The organism is Hyphobacterium marinum (assembly GCF_036330325.1).
Lineage (GTDB): Bacteria > Pseudomonadota > Alphaproteobacteria > Caulobacterales > Maricaulaceae > Hyphobacterium > Hyphobacterium marinum.
The window spans coordinates 369,035-386,469 of sequence record NZ_JAZDRO010000002.1 but is presented as its reverse complement, the minus strand read 5'-3'; the positions used below and the strand labels follow the sequence as shown (position 1 = coordinate 386,469).

Here is a 17,435-nt window from a genome sequence, read left to right as displayed (position 1 = left end):
CGTGGGGGGAGGGTTAGTGCGCTTGCTGTCTCCCTCCCCTTGAGGCTGAAGCCGGGAGAGAGGCTCCAGTGGAGCCTCGCGTCGGTTTCAGGGTTGGGGTGGGGTGAGATGCAGGGCAAATGCCCATGACCACCGACCGCCCCATATCCGCTGAGGCCCAGCCCGAGGACGGGCGCGACAAGGCGCTGCGCCCGCTCTCCTTTGGGGAGTTTGTCGGTCAGCCCGCCGCCATCGCCAATCTGAAAGTCTTCGTCGAGGCCGCCGGACGGCGCGGTGAGGCGCTGGACCATGTCCTGCTCTCCGGCCCGCCGGGGCTGGGCAAGACCACGCTCGCCCAGATCGTCGCACGCGAGCTGGGCGTCAATTTCCGCGCCACGTCCGGCCCGGTCATCGCCAAGGCGGGTGATCTCGCCGCGATCCTCACCAATCTCGAACCGCGGGATGTCCTGTTCATCGACGAAATTCACCGTCTTGCCCCGGCCGTGGAGGAAATCCTCTACCCGGCGATGGAGGATTTCTGCCTCGATCTGGTGATTGGTGAGGGGCCGTCGGCGCGCACGGTGCGGATCGATCTGCCGCCCTTCACGCTGGTGGGTGCGACAACACGGGCTGGCCTGCTGGCGACGCCCTTGCGTGACCGGTTCGGTGTACCGGTCCGGCTCGAATTCTATGATGTCGGGGAGCTTTCCAAGATCGTCGCGCGTGGTGCGGCGAAAATGGGCATGACCGTTACTGAAGACGGCTGCGCGGAAATCGCCAAGCGCGCCCGCGGCACGCCGCGCGTTGCCGGGCGCCTGTTGCGCCGGGTCCGTGACTTTGCCGAGGCCGACGGCACGATCTCACTCGACGCAAAAGCCGCTGACGCCGCCCTGCAACGGCTGGAGGTCGACGCGATCGGGCTGGACTCGCTCGACCGGCGGTATCTGACCGCCCTGACGCAGCATTTCTCGGGCGGGCCGGTGGGGCTCGACACGATGGCGGCCGCGCTCGCCGAGGCGCGCGATGCGCTGGAAGACGTGGTCGAACCCTTCCTCATCCAGCAGGGCTTTATCCAGCGCACCCCGCGTGGCCGTGTGGCCGCGGCCCGCGCCTGGACCCATCTGGGCCTCAACCCGCCCCGCGACGGGCAGGGTGCGCTGTTCGGGGGTGAGAAATGACCCCAACCTGCGGCCAGTGGGATGCGGACAACGTTCACCGCTTGCCGGTGCGGGTCTATTACGAGGACACGGATTTTTCCGGCGTGGTCTATCACGCCCGCTACCTGCATTTCTTCGAGCGCGGACGGACGGAGAGCCTGCGTGCGCTCGGTATTCACCATTCCGAACTGATCAACAGCGATGACCCGATAGCCTTCGCGGTACGCAGTCTCTCTATCGAGTATGTGAAGGCCGCCCGGGTCGACGAGGCGCTGGTGGTCGAGACGATCTACCGGCCCAACAAGGGCCCGCGCCTTCGCATGGACCAGTCCCTGACGCGGAATGGCGAGACCATTTGCACCGCGAAAATCGAGGCGGTCATCATCAACCCGTCCGGCCGCCCCAAACGCCCGACCAAGGCCATGATTGCAGCCTGGCAACCCGTCGTGCGGGAGATGTAGCCCCCCACCCCCCGGCGCAGTCTATTCGCGATAAGTCTGTGCCCGGCCACCCGCCAGATAGACGATGTCGTCATCATCGGGCGTTATCAGGTCGTAATAGGTATATCGGTCGGCCTCTTCATACCATTTGTACCGGCTCTGCTTGAACCGTAGAAGGGAGAAGATGTCGCCCATTTCGACCTGGAATTCCTGGATGTTCCGGTTGGCGGCAAAGGCCCCGGACACGAATTCCACGGTGCGGAAACCGTTTCCGATCGTGCGGGCCGAGGCGTCGGCGATCCACAGGCGCTGGCGTGCTGCCGGCCCGAAACGGTCCCGCATTGTGGGCAGGGATTCGCGCTGTTCCCGGATCAGTTCGCGGCGGAAACGCTGGCGCAGCTCGGCCTGTTCTGCTGTCAGCTCGTAGTCCCGGCCTTCGCGATAGAGTTCACCCCAGATGGCGAACAGGCCGGCACCCAGAACAATCCGGTCGTAATCGCTGGTCCAATCCGTCGCGTCGAAGTCCTGCAGGGAAGCGAGTTCGGTCTCCAGCTGCTCAACATAGTCGGCGAGGGATTCAGCCGCCAGGGCGGCGCGGGCCGCGTCGCGGGCTTCCCGGCGCGCGCGCGCGGCTTCTTCCCGCCGTGCGGTCTCGGCCGCTTCCTCGGCCGCCCGCCGCTCGGTTTCGGCGGCAAAGGCGTCCGGGTCGAGCGTTTCCAGTTCCGCGAGCCAGGCGTCATCACCGCGCCGTGTCTGGATGTAGGCCAGATAGGCTTCCGGGTCCTCGGCGCGCAATTCCGCGAGGTCTTCATCGCTCATCACTGTGCTGACGGCGATAGCTGCGAAAGAGAACGCCAGGACGAGACTGGCGAGCGACCAGCGCGCGCGCAGAAGCGGCACCGGCAACGGCCGGAACATCAGGCCGATGCAGGCTATCGCGATCACCGCAAAGACAATGGTGAAGACCCCCGGATTGGTGGCCCCGAAGGCATAGAGAAAGGCCGGCAGCACGATGACTATGAGCACCGCCAGCACGATTTTACCGAACATGATGCTGAGAACTCCCCCCGTCTTTCTGGCAGAATAACAAGGCCAGGATGTAGAAATCAAAACGGACCGGTCGCTGCGCCTGTGGAAAACCACTTCCCGATCAGGATGATGTCGGGTCTCGGCGGTAGCGGAACCTTTTCCGTCTCCAGCGGTTAGGTCTTCCGTGATCCCGTTTCGACCCGAACCGGACTAACGCGCGCAAGCGGACGAACCGCCTGCGCCTTCACGCGTGGGCGGCCTGTCCCGGCCCAAGGGAGGCTGACTGAGCCATGGAATTCTTTTCGCCGCTGACCGACCAGCTCCAGACCATCTGGGAGGGCTTTGTCCGTTCCCTACCGCAAATCGGACTGGCCCTCATCGTCCTTGCCGCGACCTGGGGCGTCGCGCAACTCTTGCGCAAGGCCGTCGGCGGTGCAGGGCGCAAGTCCAATATGCGCCGGGCGCTCGTCGACCTCTTCGAGACCCTGACCGGCATCGTGGTCTGGATCGTCGGCATCCTCATCGCTGCGACCATCCTCTTCCCGTCGGTGACCCCCGCCCAGCTGATCGGCGCGCTGGGGATTGGGGGCATCGCCATCGGGCTCGCCTTTAAGGACATTTTCGAGAATTTCATGGCCGGGATCATGATCATGATCCGCAAGCCCATGCGCATTGGTGATGTGATCGAGGTCGAGGACGTGGAGGGCAAGGTCGAGGAAATCACCATCCGCGACACCTATGTGCGCGAGATGTCAGGCGAGCTGATCCTCCTGCCCAATGCCTACCTCTTCACCAACCCGGTCGAGATCAAGACCGACAGGGCGCAGCGCCGCTACGATCTCGTCGTCGGCGTGGCCTATGACGAGGACGCGGCCAAGGCCCGTGAAGTCATAGAAAAGGCTGTAAAAGGCGTGGCCAGTATCGATGCGGACAAGGGGGTCGACGTCTTCGCCCGCGAATTTGGGGCATCCTCCATCGATTTCACGGTGCGTTGGTGGGCCGGCTCCAAGCCACGCGACATGCACGAGACCCGTTCCGACATCGTCATTGCCATCAAGGCGGCGCTGGACGAGGCGGGTATCGAGATTCCCTTCCCCTACCGCACGCTCACTTTCAAGGAACCGTTGCCTCTCGCGCGGGCAAGCGGAAATGAGGTGGCGTGACCAAGGGTCTTGCCGGGGCCTACTGACGGCTCAGGTGACCGGCAATCCTTGACGCTTGGAGGTGGACGGATGTCAGTTGTCCGACCAACCGCGAGCTAACGCGGCGCTTTCAGCATCCAGATCGAAGGCTTCTCCGGCCATCCACCGATCGAGTTGTTCAAGAACCGGAAGGGGCAGGGGGGAGGCGGCCGTCCGATAGGGCGTGTCCGCATGAACCGTGTCGACAGTCATGCGGACTTGCCAGTCGCCTTCACTTCGGCAGGCGATGCCGGCCAGATTATTGCGGCGGGCTGAAAAAGCCCGGCAGTAAACACCGGATTCATCCTGAAAACTGATTGGGACAGCAATCGCATCCGGTCCGGTTTCACTGCCAAGTTGTTCGGTCAGGGCCGCGGCGAGCGCACCGTGTGCAACCGGGTATTCACCGGAAAAGTCGATCAGCCCGGTTTGGCTGGAATCGCTCAGGAACAACCCGCCCATCACCAGGCCAAATGCCACACTGGCGGCCATGGCCGCGGCTTGCGGCCAGAAGCTGGTCAATGCCGGCGCTTTCGGGAAGCGGTAGGCGGATAGGTCCGCAACTGAAGCGGTCCTCGCGGGCGTATCCATGGCCGCCGCGATCAGGCGCTCGGGAACGGTCTCGTCCAGAATAGGGTCGAATCGATCCGACAATTGCCGTTTGAGTGTCATCAGCCGGTCCAGTTCTACGCGCAATTTGGGGTCGGCTTCTAGCGCTGACTGGACCTCTAAACGCGCCTGCCCGGTCAGCTCGCCATCGGCATAGGCGGCCAGGTCGTCCTTGCTGATTGTCATCATGGCGCTCCCTTTGCGGGGTTCAGAATCGCTTCCAGGGCATCGCGGCCGCGGGCCAGGCGGCTGGTCAGCGTACCGATGGGAACACCCATAATGTCAGCTGCCTCGCGATAGGACTGGCCCTCGACAAGGACCAGTGCCACCGCCAGGCGTTGTTCATCGGGCAAGGTGGCCATGGCTTTTTCAACCGACATGGCCCGCAGGCGCAAATCGATGGTTTCGTCTTCAAATCCAACGGTTGCACCCGCCTCGTCGGGAGCAAAGACTTTGTTCTGGCGCTGCCGGCTGCGAACTTCATCAATCCAGGCGTTCTTCATGATGCGATACATCCAGCTGTCCAAACGTGTGCCGTCCTGCCAGCGATCAATGCGCGCAATCGCTCGTTCGACAGTGATCTGAACCAGATCATCGCCATCAGCCTGATTGCGGGTCAGCGTCACGGCAAAACGACGCAGCCTCGGCAACAGCGCAACAATCGCCTCACGGATCTCCCGACTGGCTTCAGGCATGTGTTCCTCGAAACAACGTTCGGAAGAAATGATTTCTTCCATACGTTATACTGACAGGACGGAATTTGCAGCGGAGACCGTTGTCCATGTTTGGCCGCCTTCGCCAAATCGGTTTGATCCTGTTGGTTCTTTTCGCGACCGGGCCGGGTTTGGCGCATGGTCAGCTACCGCTTCCTGTCACGCCGCCGCGCCTGCCGGTCGACACCGTCCAGGACATGACCCGGGACACGCTTGACCAGACAAACCGAACGCTGGAGGACGTCCGCGCGGCCGATTTGCGCGATCTGCTTCGACAAAATCGAGACGTTCTGGAGCGCGGCCCTCGCCAGAGCGTTATTGTCCGCCGAGAGATCATCGCGTTTGCCCCGTCCGAATCACTTGTTGGTGCGGCCGAAGCCCTCGGATTCCGGGTTCTGCGCCAGGACATGCTGCCAGGATTGGGGACACCGATCGTGGTGTTCGAGCCGCCGGAGCGATGGTCAACACGCCGGGCCCTGCGTCGGCTCCAAAGCCTTGACGGCAATGGTGTGTTTGACTTCAACCACATCTACTCGGCATCCGGGCAGGGCAGGCTGGCTATGCGGCCTCCAGCCGTCCAAGAAGCGTTCGTGGGAAGTCGGCTGAGGCTCGGGATAATCGATACCGGTATTGCGCAAGCCCATCCTGCATTGCAGGCATCGCGGCTGACGACGCGCGCCTTTGGTGGCCTTGGCTATGTGCCGGCGCAACACGGTACACAGGTGGCTTCGCTTGCTGTGGGGCATGCCGGCGATTTCCGGGCACCCGCCGCCGGCGCAGAGATTTTTTCAGCAGATGTCTATGGTGACGCTGTCACCGGTGGCAACGCCGAAGCTTTGGCGCGCGCGCTCGGATGGATGGCGGAAGAAAACGTCGCCGTTATCAATATCAGCGTCGTCGGCCCGCCCAACCGGATACTGGAAGCGGTCGTGCGCCAGATGACAGATCGCGGCCACATCATTGTGGCCGCGGTCGGGAATGACGGCCCGACGGCCCCGCCGCTTTATCCAGCGGCTTATGACGGCGTCATCGGGGTCACGGCCGTGGGGATGTCTGGCCGTGTTATTCCCGAAGCGGCACGCGGGGACCAGGTCGACGTGGCGGCCCCCGGTGCGGCGATGGTCGCAGCGTCGCTCGATGGCAGCTTCGCCGAAATCCGCGGAACATCCTTTGCCGCGCCGTTGGTCAGCGGGCTATTGGCGCACCAGCTGAGCTTGCCGGACCCAGTGAGCGCTAGCGCGGCCATCCGATACATGGAAGCAGAGGCCCGCGACGCCGGCCGGCATGGGCGTGACCAGGTATATGGTGTGGGCATAATGGCCGAAGCCTATCGTTTCAACGCCATCACGATGACGGCCCAATCCCGACCTTCAGAGAATTAGATTTCAGGATTTTGGAAGAAACCCGGTCAACCGGTCGTTCTCCTGTGTGACGACCCTGCCAAGCAAGGGCGTCAATGGACGTAGACAACAGGAGACTTTCGATGCGCACCATCGCTGTATTGTTGGCCAGCGCCGCGGTTTTTTTGAGCAGTGCCGATGCTCAGGTAGGTGGCGTTGTCGGTTCGGCGACCGGCACAGTCGATGAAGATGTCGGCATGCTCCGGCAAAATGTCCCCGGAACATTGAATTCAAGCGGTCGCGATCTGCTGCCACGCGGTGCTTCGCGGCTCGACCGTATTGCGGAACAGCGTGCTCGGCGCGCGGAGCGACGGGCAGCCCGCGAAGCGCGAGCTGATGGAAATTCGGCTATCGCGGTGTCCACGCTGTCCGAAGGTCAAGCCGAACCTGTCGGACAAACAGTCGACATGGCGCTGCAATATCGCGCCGCCAGTGACGCCAGCATCGCAACACGCCGTGCTTCCGGCGCTGGCGAACCATCTTCCGAATCCGCTGGCCAGGTCACCCACTCCTTGGAAGGGCCCGGCGTGGATGTTGCCAATGCCGCCAGTACTGTGGCCCAGCTTGATGTTCGGACACCGCCGGTCCGGCCGGTACTCCAAAGTACGCTCGAAGCCCCCCGACCGCGCGATGTCATAGTCACGGCCCGCGAGACGGTACCCGCGGCCAGTGTGCCAACAGAAATCGTGATTGAGACGCCCTCCGTTGATACGCCCTCGGTTGGTACAGCTGTGATTGCACCGGGCTCACGCACCACGGTGATTGCGCCTGGTTCGCCTGGATATATCGCTCCGGCGCGGTCCGAAGTCGTCGTCTACGAGACGGTCGACCGGCCGGCGTCAATTCAGCCAGCCGTACCGGCCCGCGGCGATACTGTGACCAGCGCCCCCCAAGCCCGACCTTCTGCTGACTCCGGTCGATCCACCTCCGGTGCAACAGGCGGCCGCGGCCATTTTGACTGGTTGCCGGTAATCATCGGAACGCTGTTGGTCCTGCTACTGCTTTGCGCGGCACGCCGGGTCTCGCGCCACAAGGCAACCGCCTAAAAACGCCGACGGGATCCGACTCCCGGAAAAAAGAGGGGGGCAGGTTTGCATGATGTGAATCTGCCCCTCTTCCACGGCCGACTTGGCCCGTTTCCACAAAAAATTGCCGCAATCGCGCGCCATTGACGCAGGCAGGACGCAGTCCGCGCGGCCTTGACGCTGATCGCCTCACACGGGCAGGTAGCGCGAGGTTAACCGGTCTGCGGCCATGTATCAGGCTGCATTGCGTCAACATTTGCTTGGAAGGGACGTCTCGGACATGGACGCCACGATTGTCGAACTCGCGCCGGCTGCGCAGGATTTCGGATTTCTCGAACTGTTCTGGCGCGCCGACTGGGTCGTCAAGGCCGTCATGGCCGTACTCGCCATCATGTCGATCTGGTCCTGGGCCATTGCCATCGACAAGTGGCTGGCGCTGCGCTCGGCCCGCGCCAAGGCGAGCAATTTCGAATCCGAATTCTGGTCGGGCCGCTCAATGGACTCCCTGACCGAGGAATTCGCCCGCCGCCCGAAAGACCCGTTCAGCCGCGTGTTCGCCGCCGCCTTGCGCGAGTGGGAAGGGCGAAATGCCGGTGAGCGCGTCTCTCGCGCCGCCGGGGCCGAGGCGGGCCGTGAGCTCAACCGGCTGGAAAGCGGGCTCGGGATGCTGGCGACGATCGCCTCGTCCGCGCCCTTCATTGGCCTGTTCGGGACGGTGTGGGGGATCATGAACTCCTTCCGCTCCATCGCCGCAACGCGCGACACCAATCTCGCCGTCGTTGCGCCGGGTATTGCCGAAGCCCTCTTCGCCACCGCGCTGGGCTTGCTGGCCGCCGTGCCGGCGGTGATCTTCTTCAACGCACTCTCGGCCAATCTCGGCGGTTATGCCGCCAAGCTGGAAGGCTTCGCCGACGAGCTTTCCGCGCTGGCCGACCGCGAAGGCGGGAACTGATCCGATGGCCGGATCCGTCACCCACCGCAAGGCCGGGGCGCGCTGGTCGCCCAAGGCGGAAATCAACGTCACGCCCTTTGTCGACGTCATGCTGGTGCTGCTGATCGTTTTCATGATCACCGCGCCGCTCCTGACCGTCGGCGTGCCGGTCGATCTGCCCGAAACCGAGGCCCGTACCCTGCCCGCTGGCGAGGAGCCGCTGACCATCACGATCGCGGCCGAAGGCCAGATTTTCATCCAGGAAACCGAGGTCGGCATGGACGAACTGGTTCCGCGCCTGCAGGCCATTGCCGGTACCGGGTTTGACAGCCGCATCTATATCCGCGCCGACGAGGCGGCGGACTATGGCTCGGTCATGCGCGTCATGGCCCGGGTCAATGCGGCGGGCTACGCCAATCTGGGGCTGGTGACCGACCCTCTGAGCCAATAGGCGGACCGACGACTTGCGTGCCGGTGTTCCCCTCTCTCTTGTCCTCCACGGTGCCTTGATCGCCGGGGGGATGATCTACCTGCCCCAGGCAGCACGGCAATTCTCCGCCGGCGTCATCGTGCCGGTTGATCTCGTCACGCTGGCTGACACCACGAATGTGCGTGCTGCTGCGCCAGACCCGGTGGTCGAGGAAATTCCGCCCGAGCCCGAACCGGCGGTCGAGGAAGAGGCCGATGCGGTGGCCGACCCCCCTGCGGCGACCTCGCCGCCGGTGGAAGAAGAGCGCCCGGTCGAGGTGATCGATGATGGCGCACCTGACGAGGCGGAGCCCGAGCCGGAAGTCGTCGAGGAGACCCCGACGCCGCCGACACCGCGCGAACGGCCTGAACAGCCGCGTCAGCAACAGACCGAGCGCCAGCAGGAACAGGCGTCTGTCGATCTCGATTATCTCTCGGGCCTCGTGGATCAGGCCCGCGAGTCCCAGCCGCGTGACCGCGGTAATGCCGAGACCGGTGAGCGCCGCGAAGGCGCGGGGGCCGGAACCGCGATGACCGCGACCCTGGCTGATCTGGTGATTTCGCAGGCCCAGCCCTGCTTTCGCTCATCCATTGATGCTCCCAACCCGGAGCGCCTGAATGTGACGGTACGGGTCCGTCTCAACCGCGACGGATCGCTGGCCGAGCCGCCTGTTTCAACCAATTCAGGCCGTATCCGCGCCTCGGGTGATCCGTTCTGGCTGGTGGCTGAAGAGCGTGCCCTGGCGGCCATTATCGACTGCTCGCCGTTCCGGCTGCCGGCCGACCAGTATTCGCAATGGCGCCTTATCGATGTCACTTTCCACAACGATATATTCTGACCGAAACCCCGCGACCCATCACCGGAGCCCGCACCCCATGTCCCGAACGCCGTTTCTAGCCTTCCTCGCCGTTCTGCTGATCGCCCTGCCGGGCGTGGCGCTGGCCCAGCAGCCGCTGCAGGTCGACATCAATCGTGGCCACCTCGAACCGCTGCCGATCGCCATTCCCGATTTCCTTGACCAGGGCCGGGCCGACACCCATGGCGCGGACATCGCCGAAGTCGTGCGCGCGGACCTGGAAAGCTCGGCGCTGTTCCGTTCGGTCGACCGCAATGCCTTCATCGAACAGGTGACCGACATCGACCTGCGCCCGCGCTTCCAGGACTGGCGGGTGATCAATGCCGACGCGCTGCTGGCGGGCCGGGTCACGGTCCAGTCCGATGGCCGGCTGCTGGTCGCGTTCAGGCTCTGGGATACACGCCTGGAAGACCAGCTTCTCGGCCTGCAATTCGTCACCGCGCCGGAAAACTGGCGCCGTGTGGCCCACAAGGTCGCCGATGCCGTTTATCAACGCCTGACCGGTGAGACCGGGTATTTCGACACACGCGTGGTCTATGTCTCTGAAGGCGTGGGCCCGAACGGCGTGCCGACGCGCCGCCTTGCCATTATGGATCAGGACGGGGCCAACCCCTCTTTCCTGACGGATCGCTCCTACATGGCGCTGCTCCCGAATTATTCGCCGAGCGCCCAGCAGATCACCTATGTCTCCTTCCTCGACGGACAGGCGACGACCTATCTCTACGATCTTGAAACCGGCCGCCAGGAAGCCCTGTTCGCTCCTGGCACGCGCGGCCTTGCCCGTGTCGACGCCGAAGGCCAGTCGCTGTCGGCGCGTTTCTCGCCGGATGGCGAGCGCATCGTCGCCTCGATCCAGCGTCAGGGCGGCCATGACATCCACGTCTTCGATCTGCGTACGCGCCAGCTTTCGCGCCTGACCGACCACCCGTCCGATGACGTGGAGCCGTCCTTCTCACCCGATGGACGCCAGATCGTCTTCTCGTCAGGGCGCGGTGGTGGTTCGCAGCTCTACACGATGAATGCGGACGGTTCGAATGTGCAGCGGGTCAGCTTTGGCGGCGGACGCTACACCGCGCCGGTCTGGTCGCCGCGCGGCGATCTCATCGCCTTCGTCAAGCAGGATGGGGCGCAATTCGCGCTCGGCGTCGTGCGCGCTGACGGCTCCGGACAGGAGCGGATTCTCTACGAGGGTTACTTTGTCGACACCCCGGCCTGGTCGCCCAATGGACGTGTGTTGTTGTTCACGCGCGGTGACCGCACGAGCCAGGGAACCCAGTATGCGATCTGGAATGTCGACCTTGCTGGCTTCAATCTGCGGCCCGCACCGATCCGCGGCGCGGCGTCCGATCCGGCCTGGTCGCCCTTGATTGACTGAAGCTTGCGGCGCTAACGTTCGGAGCTTGAAATACATGATGCTGGCGGTGAAGGGCGTGCCGCTGTCTCGAAAACGCCGCAAATGAGCGTCATGGAGCTTTATCCGCATGCCGAAATCGGGTGCGGGAGGAAGGGATAACGCACGCATGAATATTCGTCTTATCGCCGTCGCCGGACTTGCCGCGCTTGCGGCGGCCTGTGCCTCGACGCCGCCGGAAACTCAGACCACCGAGCCTCCGCGGACCACTGAAACCACGACGCCGCCCAGCATCGATTCCACGCCGCGCGGCCCGATCGAGGGTTCCGAAGAACACTTTGTTGCCGTCGCCGGTGACCGGGTTTTCTTCGACCTTGCCCGTCACGAACTGACGTCGCCGGCGCGTGAAACGCTGCGCCGTCAGGCCGACTGGCTGAACGCCTATCCGGGCGTCAGCGTCCTGATCGCCGGCAATGCCGACGAACGGGGCACGCGCGAGTACAACCTCGCGCTCGGTGCGCGCCGCGCCAATGCCGCGCGGGACTATCTGGTCAGCCTCGGCGTGTCGCCGTCGCGGATCCGGACCGTCTCCTACGGCAAGGAACGGCCGACCTGCATGCAGTCGAACGAGCAGTGCTGGTCGCTGAACCGGAATGCGATCACGATGATCACCGATGGTGCCGTCGGCTGACGCCGGCCGTGCCAACGGAATGCATCCATGGCAACGCCCGTACGCCGCGTTACAGCGACGTGCGGGCGTTTCTGCTTGAGGGCGGCGCGTTCACGCCGCATTTTTGCCGCGCTCGCCGGCTAGGGAAACGACCATGACACGCACGCTCCTCCTCCTGTCCGCCATCCTCCTCATCGCCACACCCGCCGACGCCCAGTCGCGCCGCGAAATGGCGCAAAGACTGGACGCCGCCGAAGCCCGGATCGCCGAGATGGAAAGCCGATTCATGGCCGGCGATCCTGTCGCCGACCGGCTTCTGACGCGTGTCGATGCGCTGGAGCGTGAACTGGGTGAGCTGACCGGCGAGGTCGAGCGCCTGAATTTCGAGAATCGCCAGCTGCGCCAGTCGCTGGAAGAACTGACCCGCCAGGTCGCGCGCCGCACGCCGCAGCCGGGCACGTCCGACGGGGCCAGCCTGTCGGCTCGCGACGCCGACAGCGCCATGACCGGCCGGACCGGCCGCGGCGACGGCCCGGCGGACCTCACCGGCGGCTATGCGACCTCTGACCCGGATGACCCCTATGGCGATGCCCGCGAAGCCGCGACGCGTCCGCTCGGGGCGACCCGCGCCGCAGCCGGGGCCGATGTCGCGCCTGCGATTTCCTCTGACCAGGTCTTTGGCCGCGCGCGGGCGCGTCTCGCCGAAGGCGATTATGCCGGTGCGCAGGAAGGCTTCCTCAATTTCGTCGAGGCCTATCCCGACGACAGCCTGACCGGCGAAGCCCAATACTGGCTGGGTGAAACCTATTTCGTGGATGGTGCCTATGCCGACGCGGCGGACGCCTACATCGCCTCGCTGCGCGCCGCGCCGCAGGGTGCGAAGGCACCGGACGCCATGGTCCGGCTGGCCTCGTCGCTGGGTGCACTCGGGCGGACCGACGACGCCTGCGAGACACTAGCCCGCTTCGGGCGGCAATTCCCCAATGCGGGTCCGGAAGCGCGCTCGCGCGCATCCCGTGAATCCCTGCGCGCCGGGTGCCGCTGACCCCTCACTTTAATCCCGGTTCCGTCCGGGACCGGCTCGACCGACTCGTTCCGGCTACGGGCCCGGTCCTGATCGGCTATTCCGGAGGCGGGGATTCCCATGCCCTGATGCTGATCGCATCGGATTGGGCACGCCAGCGTAATCGGACGCTCGAAGCGCTTATCGTCGATCACGGCCTGCGCGCTGAAAGCCGCGCCGAGGCCGAACAGGCGCTGGCTGCGGCAAACAAGGCGCAGTGTCTGGCCCGCATCCTCACCTGCCCGCCTTATCAGGGACAGGGTACAGGCCTGCAGGACTGGGCTCGCACGCACCGCTATCGCGCCTTCGGCAAGCATGCTTTGGAAACCGGAGCGACGGCCCTTCTGCTTGCCCACACAGCCGATGATCAAGCCGAGACCGTCTGGATGCGCCTGCTGGCCGGGGCCGGATGGCGCGGACTGGCGGCCATGGGCGAAGATGACGCCTTTCCCGGCGACACCGCGCCGGCAGATTTGCGGGTGCTGCGGCCCTTGCTCGACACGCGCCGGCAGGCCCTGCGCGACTGGCTGGCGCAAAAGGGCGAACGCTGGGTCGAGGATAATTCGAACGCTGATCGGCGTTTCACACGTGTACGTATCCGCCAGTCGCTGGGGCATCTCGAGGCTTCGGGCTTTTCTCCTTCCAGCCTTCGAACGCTGGCGGCGTCCTGCCGGGCGCTGGGTAAGGCAATTGACGAGGAATCGGCCCGCGTCTTCGAGGACACCGTCAGGGTCACCGATTGGGGCGTAGCCTGTCTCAAGCCGGACGCACTTGTCCGGCAAGCAGACCCGGTTCTCCGACGGCTGTTGGAGGCCGCTATTACAACGGTGACCGGTGCTCCGGGCCCGCATCGCGCGCAAGGGCTGGAGGCTCTGCTCGCTGGATTGAAATCCGGCCGATCCGCCACCGGAGCCGGGGTTGTGCTGCACCAGACCGTCGGGACGGCGTGGCTGATCCGCGATCCCGGTGCCGTTCTGGGCCGCGCCGGTGAGGCCGGTTTTCCGCCACTCAATGTGGAGCCGAACCAGCCGGCGTTCTGGGACCGGCGGTTTCAGATCTCGACAGACAGGCCGGTTTCAGTCTGTGCCTGGGATCAGCTCCCCGAAAGCGTTGATCGGACCGGAATCGACCTGTCGGCCATTCCGCCGCTGGCCCGCCGGACGCTGCCCGTCGCTCACGACGGCGGCACTGTTCTTGCGATCCCGGGCGTGGTGTCCGGCACGGGGGTCACGATGACCCATTGCGGGGATGTGGCGGTGCGGCGTTCCCTCTTTTCAGGGCGGGCTCCGGCGTGGTTTGATGACGGACTGCAGGTTAAAGCGGGTTAGAGGCTCGCAAATGCGGGGATAACTCCCCATATTGATCCGCAGAACGCCCGATTTTCGAGGATGGACGAGACACGATGAATATCCGCAATCTCCTGATCTGGGGCATCGTGCTCCTGCTGCTCCTGGCCCTGTTCAACCTTTTGCAGGGCCCCCAGCAGGGCAATGCCGCGCGCGAGATTTCCTATTCGAGCTTCATCAATCTCGTTGAAAACGACTCCATCAATACCGCGACCTATCACGATGACCGTATAGTCGGTCAGAACCAGTCCGATGGGTCGGAAGTCTATGCCATCCTGCCGCCGAACGACACGCGCACGCAGGACATCCTGACCGCCAACGAAGTCCAGATCGCGGCCCGCCCGCGCTCGGGCAATTCCATCTGGAGCATTCTGCTCGGCTGGTTCCCGATGCTGCTGCTGATCGCGGTGTGGATTTTCTTCATGCGCCAGATGCAGGGCGGCGGACGCGGCGCGATGGGCTTTGGCAAGTCCAAGGCGCGCCTGCTGACCGAACGCCATGGCCGCGTCACCTTTGACGATGTCGCCGGTGTCGATGAGGCCAAGGAAGAGCTCCAGGAAATCGTCGAATTCCTGAAAGATCCGTCGAAATTCCAGCGCCTGGGCGGCAAGATCCCCAAAGGCGCGCTGCTCGTGGGTCCCCCGGGAACGGGTAAAACGCTGATCGCGCGCGCCGTCGCGGGCGAAGCCAACGTGCCCTTCTTCACCATTTCGGGTTCGGATTTCGTGGAAATGTTCGTCGGCGTCGGTGCCAGCCGCGTGCGCGACATGTTCGAACAGGCCAAGAAGAACGCGCCCTGCATCATCTTCATCGACGAGATCGACGCGGTGGGCCGCTCGCGCGGTGCCGGCCTCGGCGGCGGCAATGACGAGCGCGAGCAGACACTGAACCAGCTGCTCGTCGAGATGGACGGGTTCGAGGCCAATGAGGGGATTATCCTCATCGCCGCGACCAACCGCCCCGACGTGCTTGACCCGGCGCTGCTGCGCCCGGGCCGCTTCGACCGCCAGGTCGTGGTGCCCAATCCGGACATCATCGGCCGGGAAAAAATCCTCAAAGTCCACATGCGCGAAGTGCCGATCGCCTCTGACGTCGATCCCAAGACGATCGCGCGCGGCACGCCGGGCTTTTCCGGTGCGGACCTCGCCAACCTGGTCAACGAGGCGGCTCTGCTCGCCGCGCGGCGCAACAAGCGCCTCGTCGGCATGTCCGAATTCGAAGAGGCCAAGGACAAGGTCATGATGGGCCCGGAACGCCGGTCCATGGTGATGAGCGAGAAGGAAAAGGAACTGACCGCCTATCACGAGGCCGGTCACGCCATCGTCTCGATCAATGTCCCGGAAGCTGATCCGGTCCACAAGGCGACGATCATTCCGCGCGGCCGCGCGCTGGGCATGGTCATGCGCTTGCCCGAAGCTGACAAGCTGTCGGAAAACTACACCCAGATGACGTCCTTCCTGGCCATTGCCATGGGCGGCCGCGTCGCCGAGGAACTGAAATTCGGCAAGGAGCGGATCACCTCCGGTGCCTCGTCCGATATCCAGCAGGCCTCCCGCGTGGCGCGTGCGATGATCACGCAGTGGGGATTCTCCGACAAGCTGGGCACGATCGACTATTCCGACGGCAGCGGTCAGAACGTCTTCCTCGGCCAGGAGATCACCCGGTCAAAGTCGATCTCGGGTACCACCGCCCGGATCATCGAGGAGGAGGTTCGCCGCCTGATCGACCAGGCCAACGATACCGCACGCGATATCCTGACGAAGAAGAAAAAGGACTGGGAGACGCTGGCCCAGGGGCTCCTGGAATACGAAACCCTGTCCGGCGAGGAGATCACCGAGCTCCTAAAAGGCAATCCGCCGACGCGGGAAACCGATGATTCGCCGCCCACTTCGGGCAAGCCGGCGAGCGCCGTCCCGACCACTGACGACGACGAGGCTGACACCAAGAAGCCGGCGTCCAGGCCCAAGAAAGGTGGAGCAGCTCCGCAAGGCACCTGATCCGCCAACTGGCTATCCTGAACAGAAACGGCCGCCCCGGTGCCCCGGAGCGGCCGTCTTCTATTGTGGTCAGGCGTGCGGCCTATTTGCCCTTCGGCGCGACCTTGCCTTTGGTCGCCGCAGTCCCCTTCGAACCGCCCTTGGGAGCGGCGGGCTTGCCCTTGGCGGGAGCGGATTTGGCGGCGGGTTTTTTCTTGTCCATGGGTGTCGTCGACCTTCCCTCTCAAGGAAGGTTCCTTCTGTTGCGCCCGCGGGTTGCAACAAGAAAAGCGCTCGGGCGCAGTCCTCACGATCACGCTGAACCGTTGCGTTGGCAAGAAAAAACGAAGGCCGGTCGGGGCCTTGACGCAAGGCCGGGCGCGGGCTTCATCCTGACGTCATGACCTTCGCCTTTCACCCTCCTGCGGGCCGCCCCCTGATCATGGGTATCCTCAATGTGACGCCCGATTCCTTCTCGGATGGAGGACGGTACAATGATCGCGAGCGCGCGGTTGACCACGGGCTGAAACTTGTTTCGGACGGGGCCGACATGCTCGATATCGGCGGTGAGTCGACCCGGCCCGGCGCCGATCCGGTCGACGAGGCCGAAGAGATCCGCCGCACGCTTCCCGTCATCGAGGCGCTACGGCGCGAGACCGGTATTCCCATCTCCATCGATACGATGAAACCCGGTGTCGCCCGGGCAGCCATCGGCGCAGGGGCCAATATCTGGAATGACGTCAATGCGCTGCGCGTACCCGGAGCCCTCGAAACGGCGGCCGGACTGGAGTGCGGCGTCGTCCTGATGCACATGCAGGGCGAACCGCGAACCATGCAGGCCGCCCCGGCCTATGACGATGTCGTGGCTGAGGTGGAGGCCTGTCTCCTGTCGCGCGCGGATGCGGCAATCGCCGCTGGCATCGCCCCGGAGAAAATCGCGCTCGATCCCGGCATCGGTTTCGGCAAGACGCTCGATCACAATCTAGCTTTGCTGCGCGGCACAAACCGTCTCGCCAGCCACGGCTTTCCTGTTCTCGTCGGCGCGTCACGCAAGCGCTTCATAGCCGCTGCAGACCCTTGTCAGGACGACGGAAACCGGCTGGGCGGCTCGATTTATGCTGCGCTTTATGCTGCAGCACAGGGCGCAGCAATTGTGCGGGTCCATGACGTCCGCGAAACGGCGCAGGCGATCGCGCTTCGATTAGCCATCGAGGGCTGACCAGTCAGAACGATTGCCTTG

At 64.4% G+C, this 17,435-nt stretch carries 17 protein-coding genes; 14 read left to right on the top strand and 3 right to left on the bottom strand.

The window, feature by feature from the left end; genetic code table 11:
- Window positions 1–125: 125 nt before the first annotated feature.
- Both ruvB and V0U35_RS06955 read left to right on the top strand, forming a co-directional pair.
- Window positions 126–1,157, top strand: coding sequence for a Holliday junction branch migration DNA helicase RuvB (gene ruvB / locus V0U35_RS06960; RefSeq protein ID WP_330195959.1), 1,032 nt, complete (start codon window positions 126–128; stop codon window positions 1,155–1,157).
- Window positions 1,154–1,597, top strand: a complete 444-nt coding sequence (locus tag V0U35_RS06955; RefSeq protein ID WP_330195958.1) for a YbgC/FadM family acyl-CoA thioesterase — start codon at window positions 1,154–1,156, stop codon at window positions 1,595–1,597. Before ruvB ends, V0U35_RS06955 begins: the two co-directional genes overlap by 4 nt.
- 21 nt (window positions 1,598–1,618) lie before the next feature.
- Here V0U35_RS06955 and V0U35_RS06950 read toward each other — a convergent pair whose 3' ends face one another.
- Window positions 1,619–2,626: a hypothetical protein gene (locus V0U35_RS06950; RefSeq protein WP_330195957.1), complete on the bottom strand. Its 1,008-nt coding sequence runs from the start codon at window positions 2,624–2,626 to the stop codon at window positions 1,619–1,621.
- A gap of 269 nt (window positions 2,627–2,895) precedes the next feature.
- On the opposite strand from V0U35_RS06950, the gene V0U35_RS06945 reads away from it, so the two are divergent.
- Complete coding sequence (locus V0U35_RS06945; RefSeq protein WP_330195956.1) at window positions 2,896–3,768, top strand: mechanosensitive ion channel family protein; 873 nt, start codon at window positions 2,896–2,898, stop codon at window positions 3,766–3,768.
- Between the two features lie 72 nt (window positions 3,769–3,840).
- Here the strand turns inward: V0U35_RS06945 and V0U35_RS06940 are convergent, their stop codons facing one another.
- Together V0U35_RS06940 and V0U35_RS06935 are read right to left on the bottom strand one after the other, a co-directional pair.
- The gene (locus V0U35_RS06940) at window positions 3,841–4,581 is read right to left on the bottom strand and encodes an anti-sigma factor family protein (RefSeq protein WP_330195955.1); all 741 of its coding nucleotides are present in this window, start codon (window positions 4,579–4,581) and stop codon (window positions 3,841–3,843) included.
- On the bottom strand, window positions 4,581–5,090 hold the full coding sequence (locus V0U35_RS06935; RefSeq protein WP_373696387.1) for an RNA polymerase sigma factor: 510 nt from the start codon (window positions 5,088–5,090) through the stop codon (window positions 4,581–4,583). Before V0U35_RS06935 ends, V0U35_RS06940 begins: the two co-directional genes overlap by 1 nt.
- A gap of 86 nt (window positions 5,091–5,176) precedes the next feature.
- Between V0U35_RS06935 and V0U35_RS06930 the strand changes: the two genes are divergently transcribed.
- From V0U35_RS06930 to folP, 11 genes are all read left to right on the top strand, one after another.
- Window positions 5,177–6,490 carry a S8 family serine peptidase gene (locus V0U35_RS06930; protein ID WP_330195953.1) on the top strand — a complete coding sequence of 438 codons (1,314 nt, stop codon included), beginning with the start codon at window positions 5,177–5,179 and terminating at the stop codon, window positions 6,488–6,490.
- A 101-nt stretch (window positions 6,491–6,591) separates the two neighbouring features.
- Window positions 6,592–7,554 carry a hypothetical protein gene (locus tag V0U35_RS06925; RefSeq protein WP_330195952.1) on the top strand — a complete coding sequence of 321 codons (963 nt, stop codon included), beginning with the start codon at window positions 6,592–6,594 and terminating at the stop codon, window positions 7,552–7,554.
- Window positions 7,555–7,813: 259 nt separating this feature from the next.
- The gene (tolQ, locus tag V0U35_RS06920; protein WP_330195951.1) at window positions 7,814–8,485 is read left to right on the top strand and encodes a protein TolQ; all 672 of its coding nucleotides are present in this window, start codon (window positions 7,814–7,816) and stop codon (window positions 8,483–8,485) included.
- Window positions 8,486–8,489: 4 nt separating this feature from the next.
- Complete coding sequence (locus V0U35_RS06915) at window positions 8,490–8,915, top strand: ExbD/TolR family protein (RefSeq protein ID WP_330195950.1); 426 nt, start codon at window positions 8,490–8,492, stop codon at window positions 8,913–8,915.
- Between the two features lie 70 nt (window positions 8,916–8,985).
- Window positions 8,986–9,771, top strand: a complete 786-nt coding sequence (gene tolA, locus V0U35_RS06910) for a cell envelope integrity protein TolA (protein ID WP_330195949.1) — start codon at window positions 8,986–8,988, stop codon at window positions 9,769–9,771.
- 37 nt (window positions 9,772–9,808) lie between these two features.
- Window positions 9,809–11,164 (top strand): Tol-Pal system beta propeller repeat protein TolB, encoded by a 1,356-nt coding sequence (gene tolB / locus V0U35_RS06905; protein ID WP_330195948.1) that lies wholly within the window; start codon window positions 9,809–9,811, stop codon window positions 11,162–11,164.
- Between the two features lie 145 nt (window positions 11,165–11,309).
- A complete protein-coding gene (gene pal / locus V0U35_RS06900) occupies window positions 11,310–11,831 on the top strand; it encodes a peptidoglycan-associated lipoprotein Pal (RefSeq protein ID WP_330195947.1) in 522 nt (173 codons plus the stop codon).
- Window positions 11,832–11,964: 133 nt separating this feature from the next.
- Entirely contained in the window at window positions 11,965–12,855 is an 891-nt protein-coding gene (gene ybgF / locus V0U35_RS06895) for a tol-pal system protein YbgF (protein WP_330195946.1), read from the top strand.
- A complete protein-coding gene (gene tilS / locus V0U35_RS06890; protein WP_330195945.1) occupies window positions 12,846–14,201 on the top strand; it encodes a tRNA lysidine(34) synthetase TilS in 1,356 nt (451 codons plus the stop codon). The genes ybgF and tilS overlap by 10 nt, the downstream gene beginning before the upstream one ends.
- Window positions 14,202–14,275: 74 nt before the next feature.
- Window positions 14,276–16,216, top strand: a complete 1,941-nt coding sequence (gene ftsH / locus V0U35_RS06885) for an ATP-dependent zinc metalloprotease FtsH (protein ID WP_330195944.1) — start codon at window positions 14,276–14,278, stop codon at window positions 16,214–16,216.
- A 421-nt stretch (window positions 16,217–16,637) separates the two neighbouring features.
- Window positions 16,638–17,414 carry a dihydropteroate synthase gene (gene folP, locus V0U35_RS06880; protein WP_330195943.1) on the top strand — a complete coding sequence of 259 codons (777 nt, stop codon included), beginning with the start codon at window positions 16,638–16,640 and terminating at the stop codon, window positions 17,412–17,414.
- Window positions 17,415–17,435 lie beyond the last annotated feature (21 nt).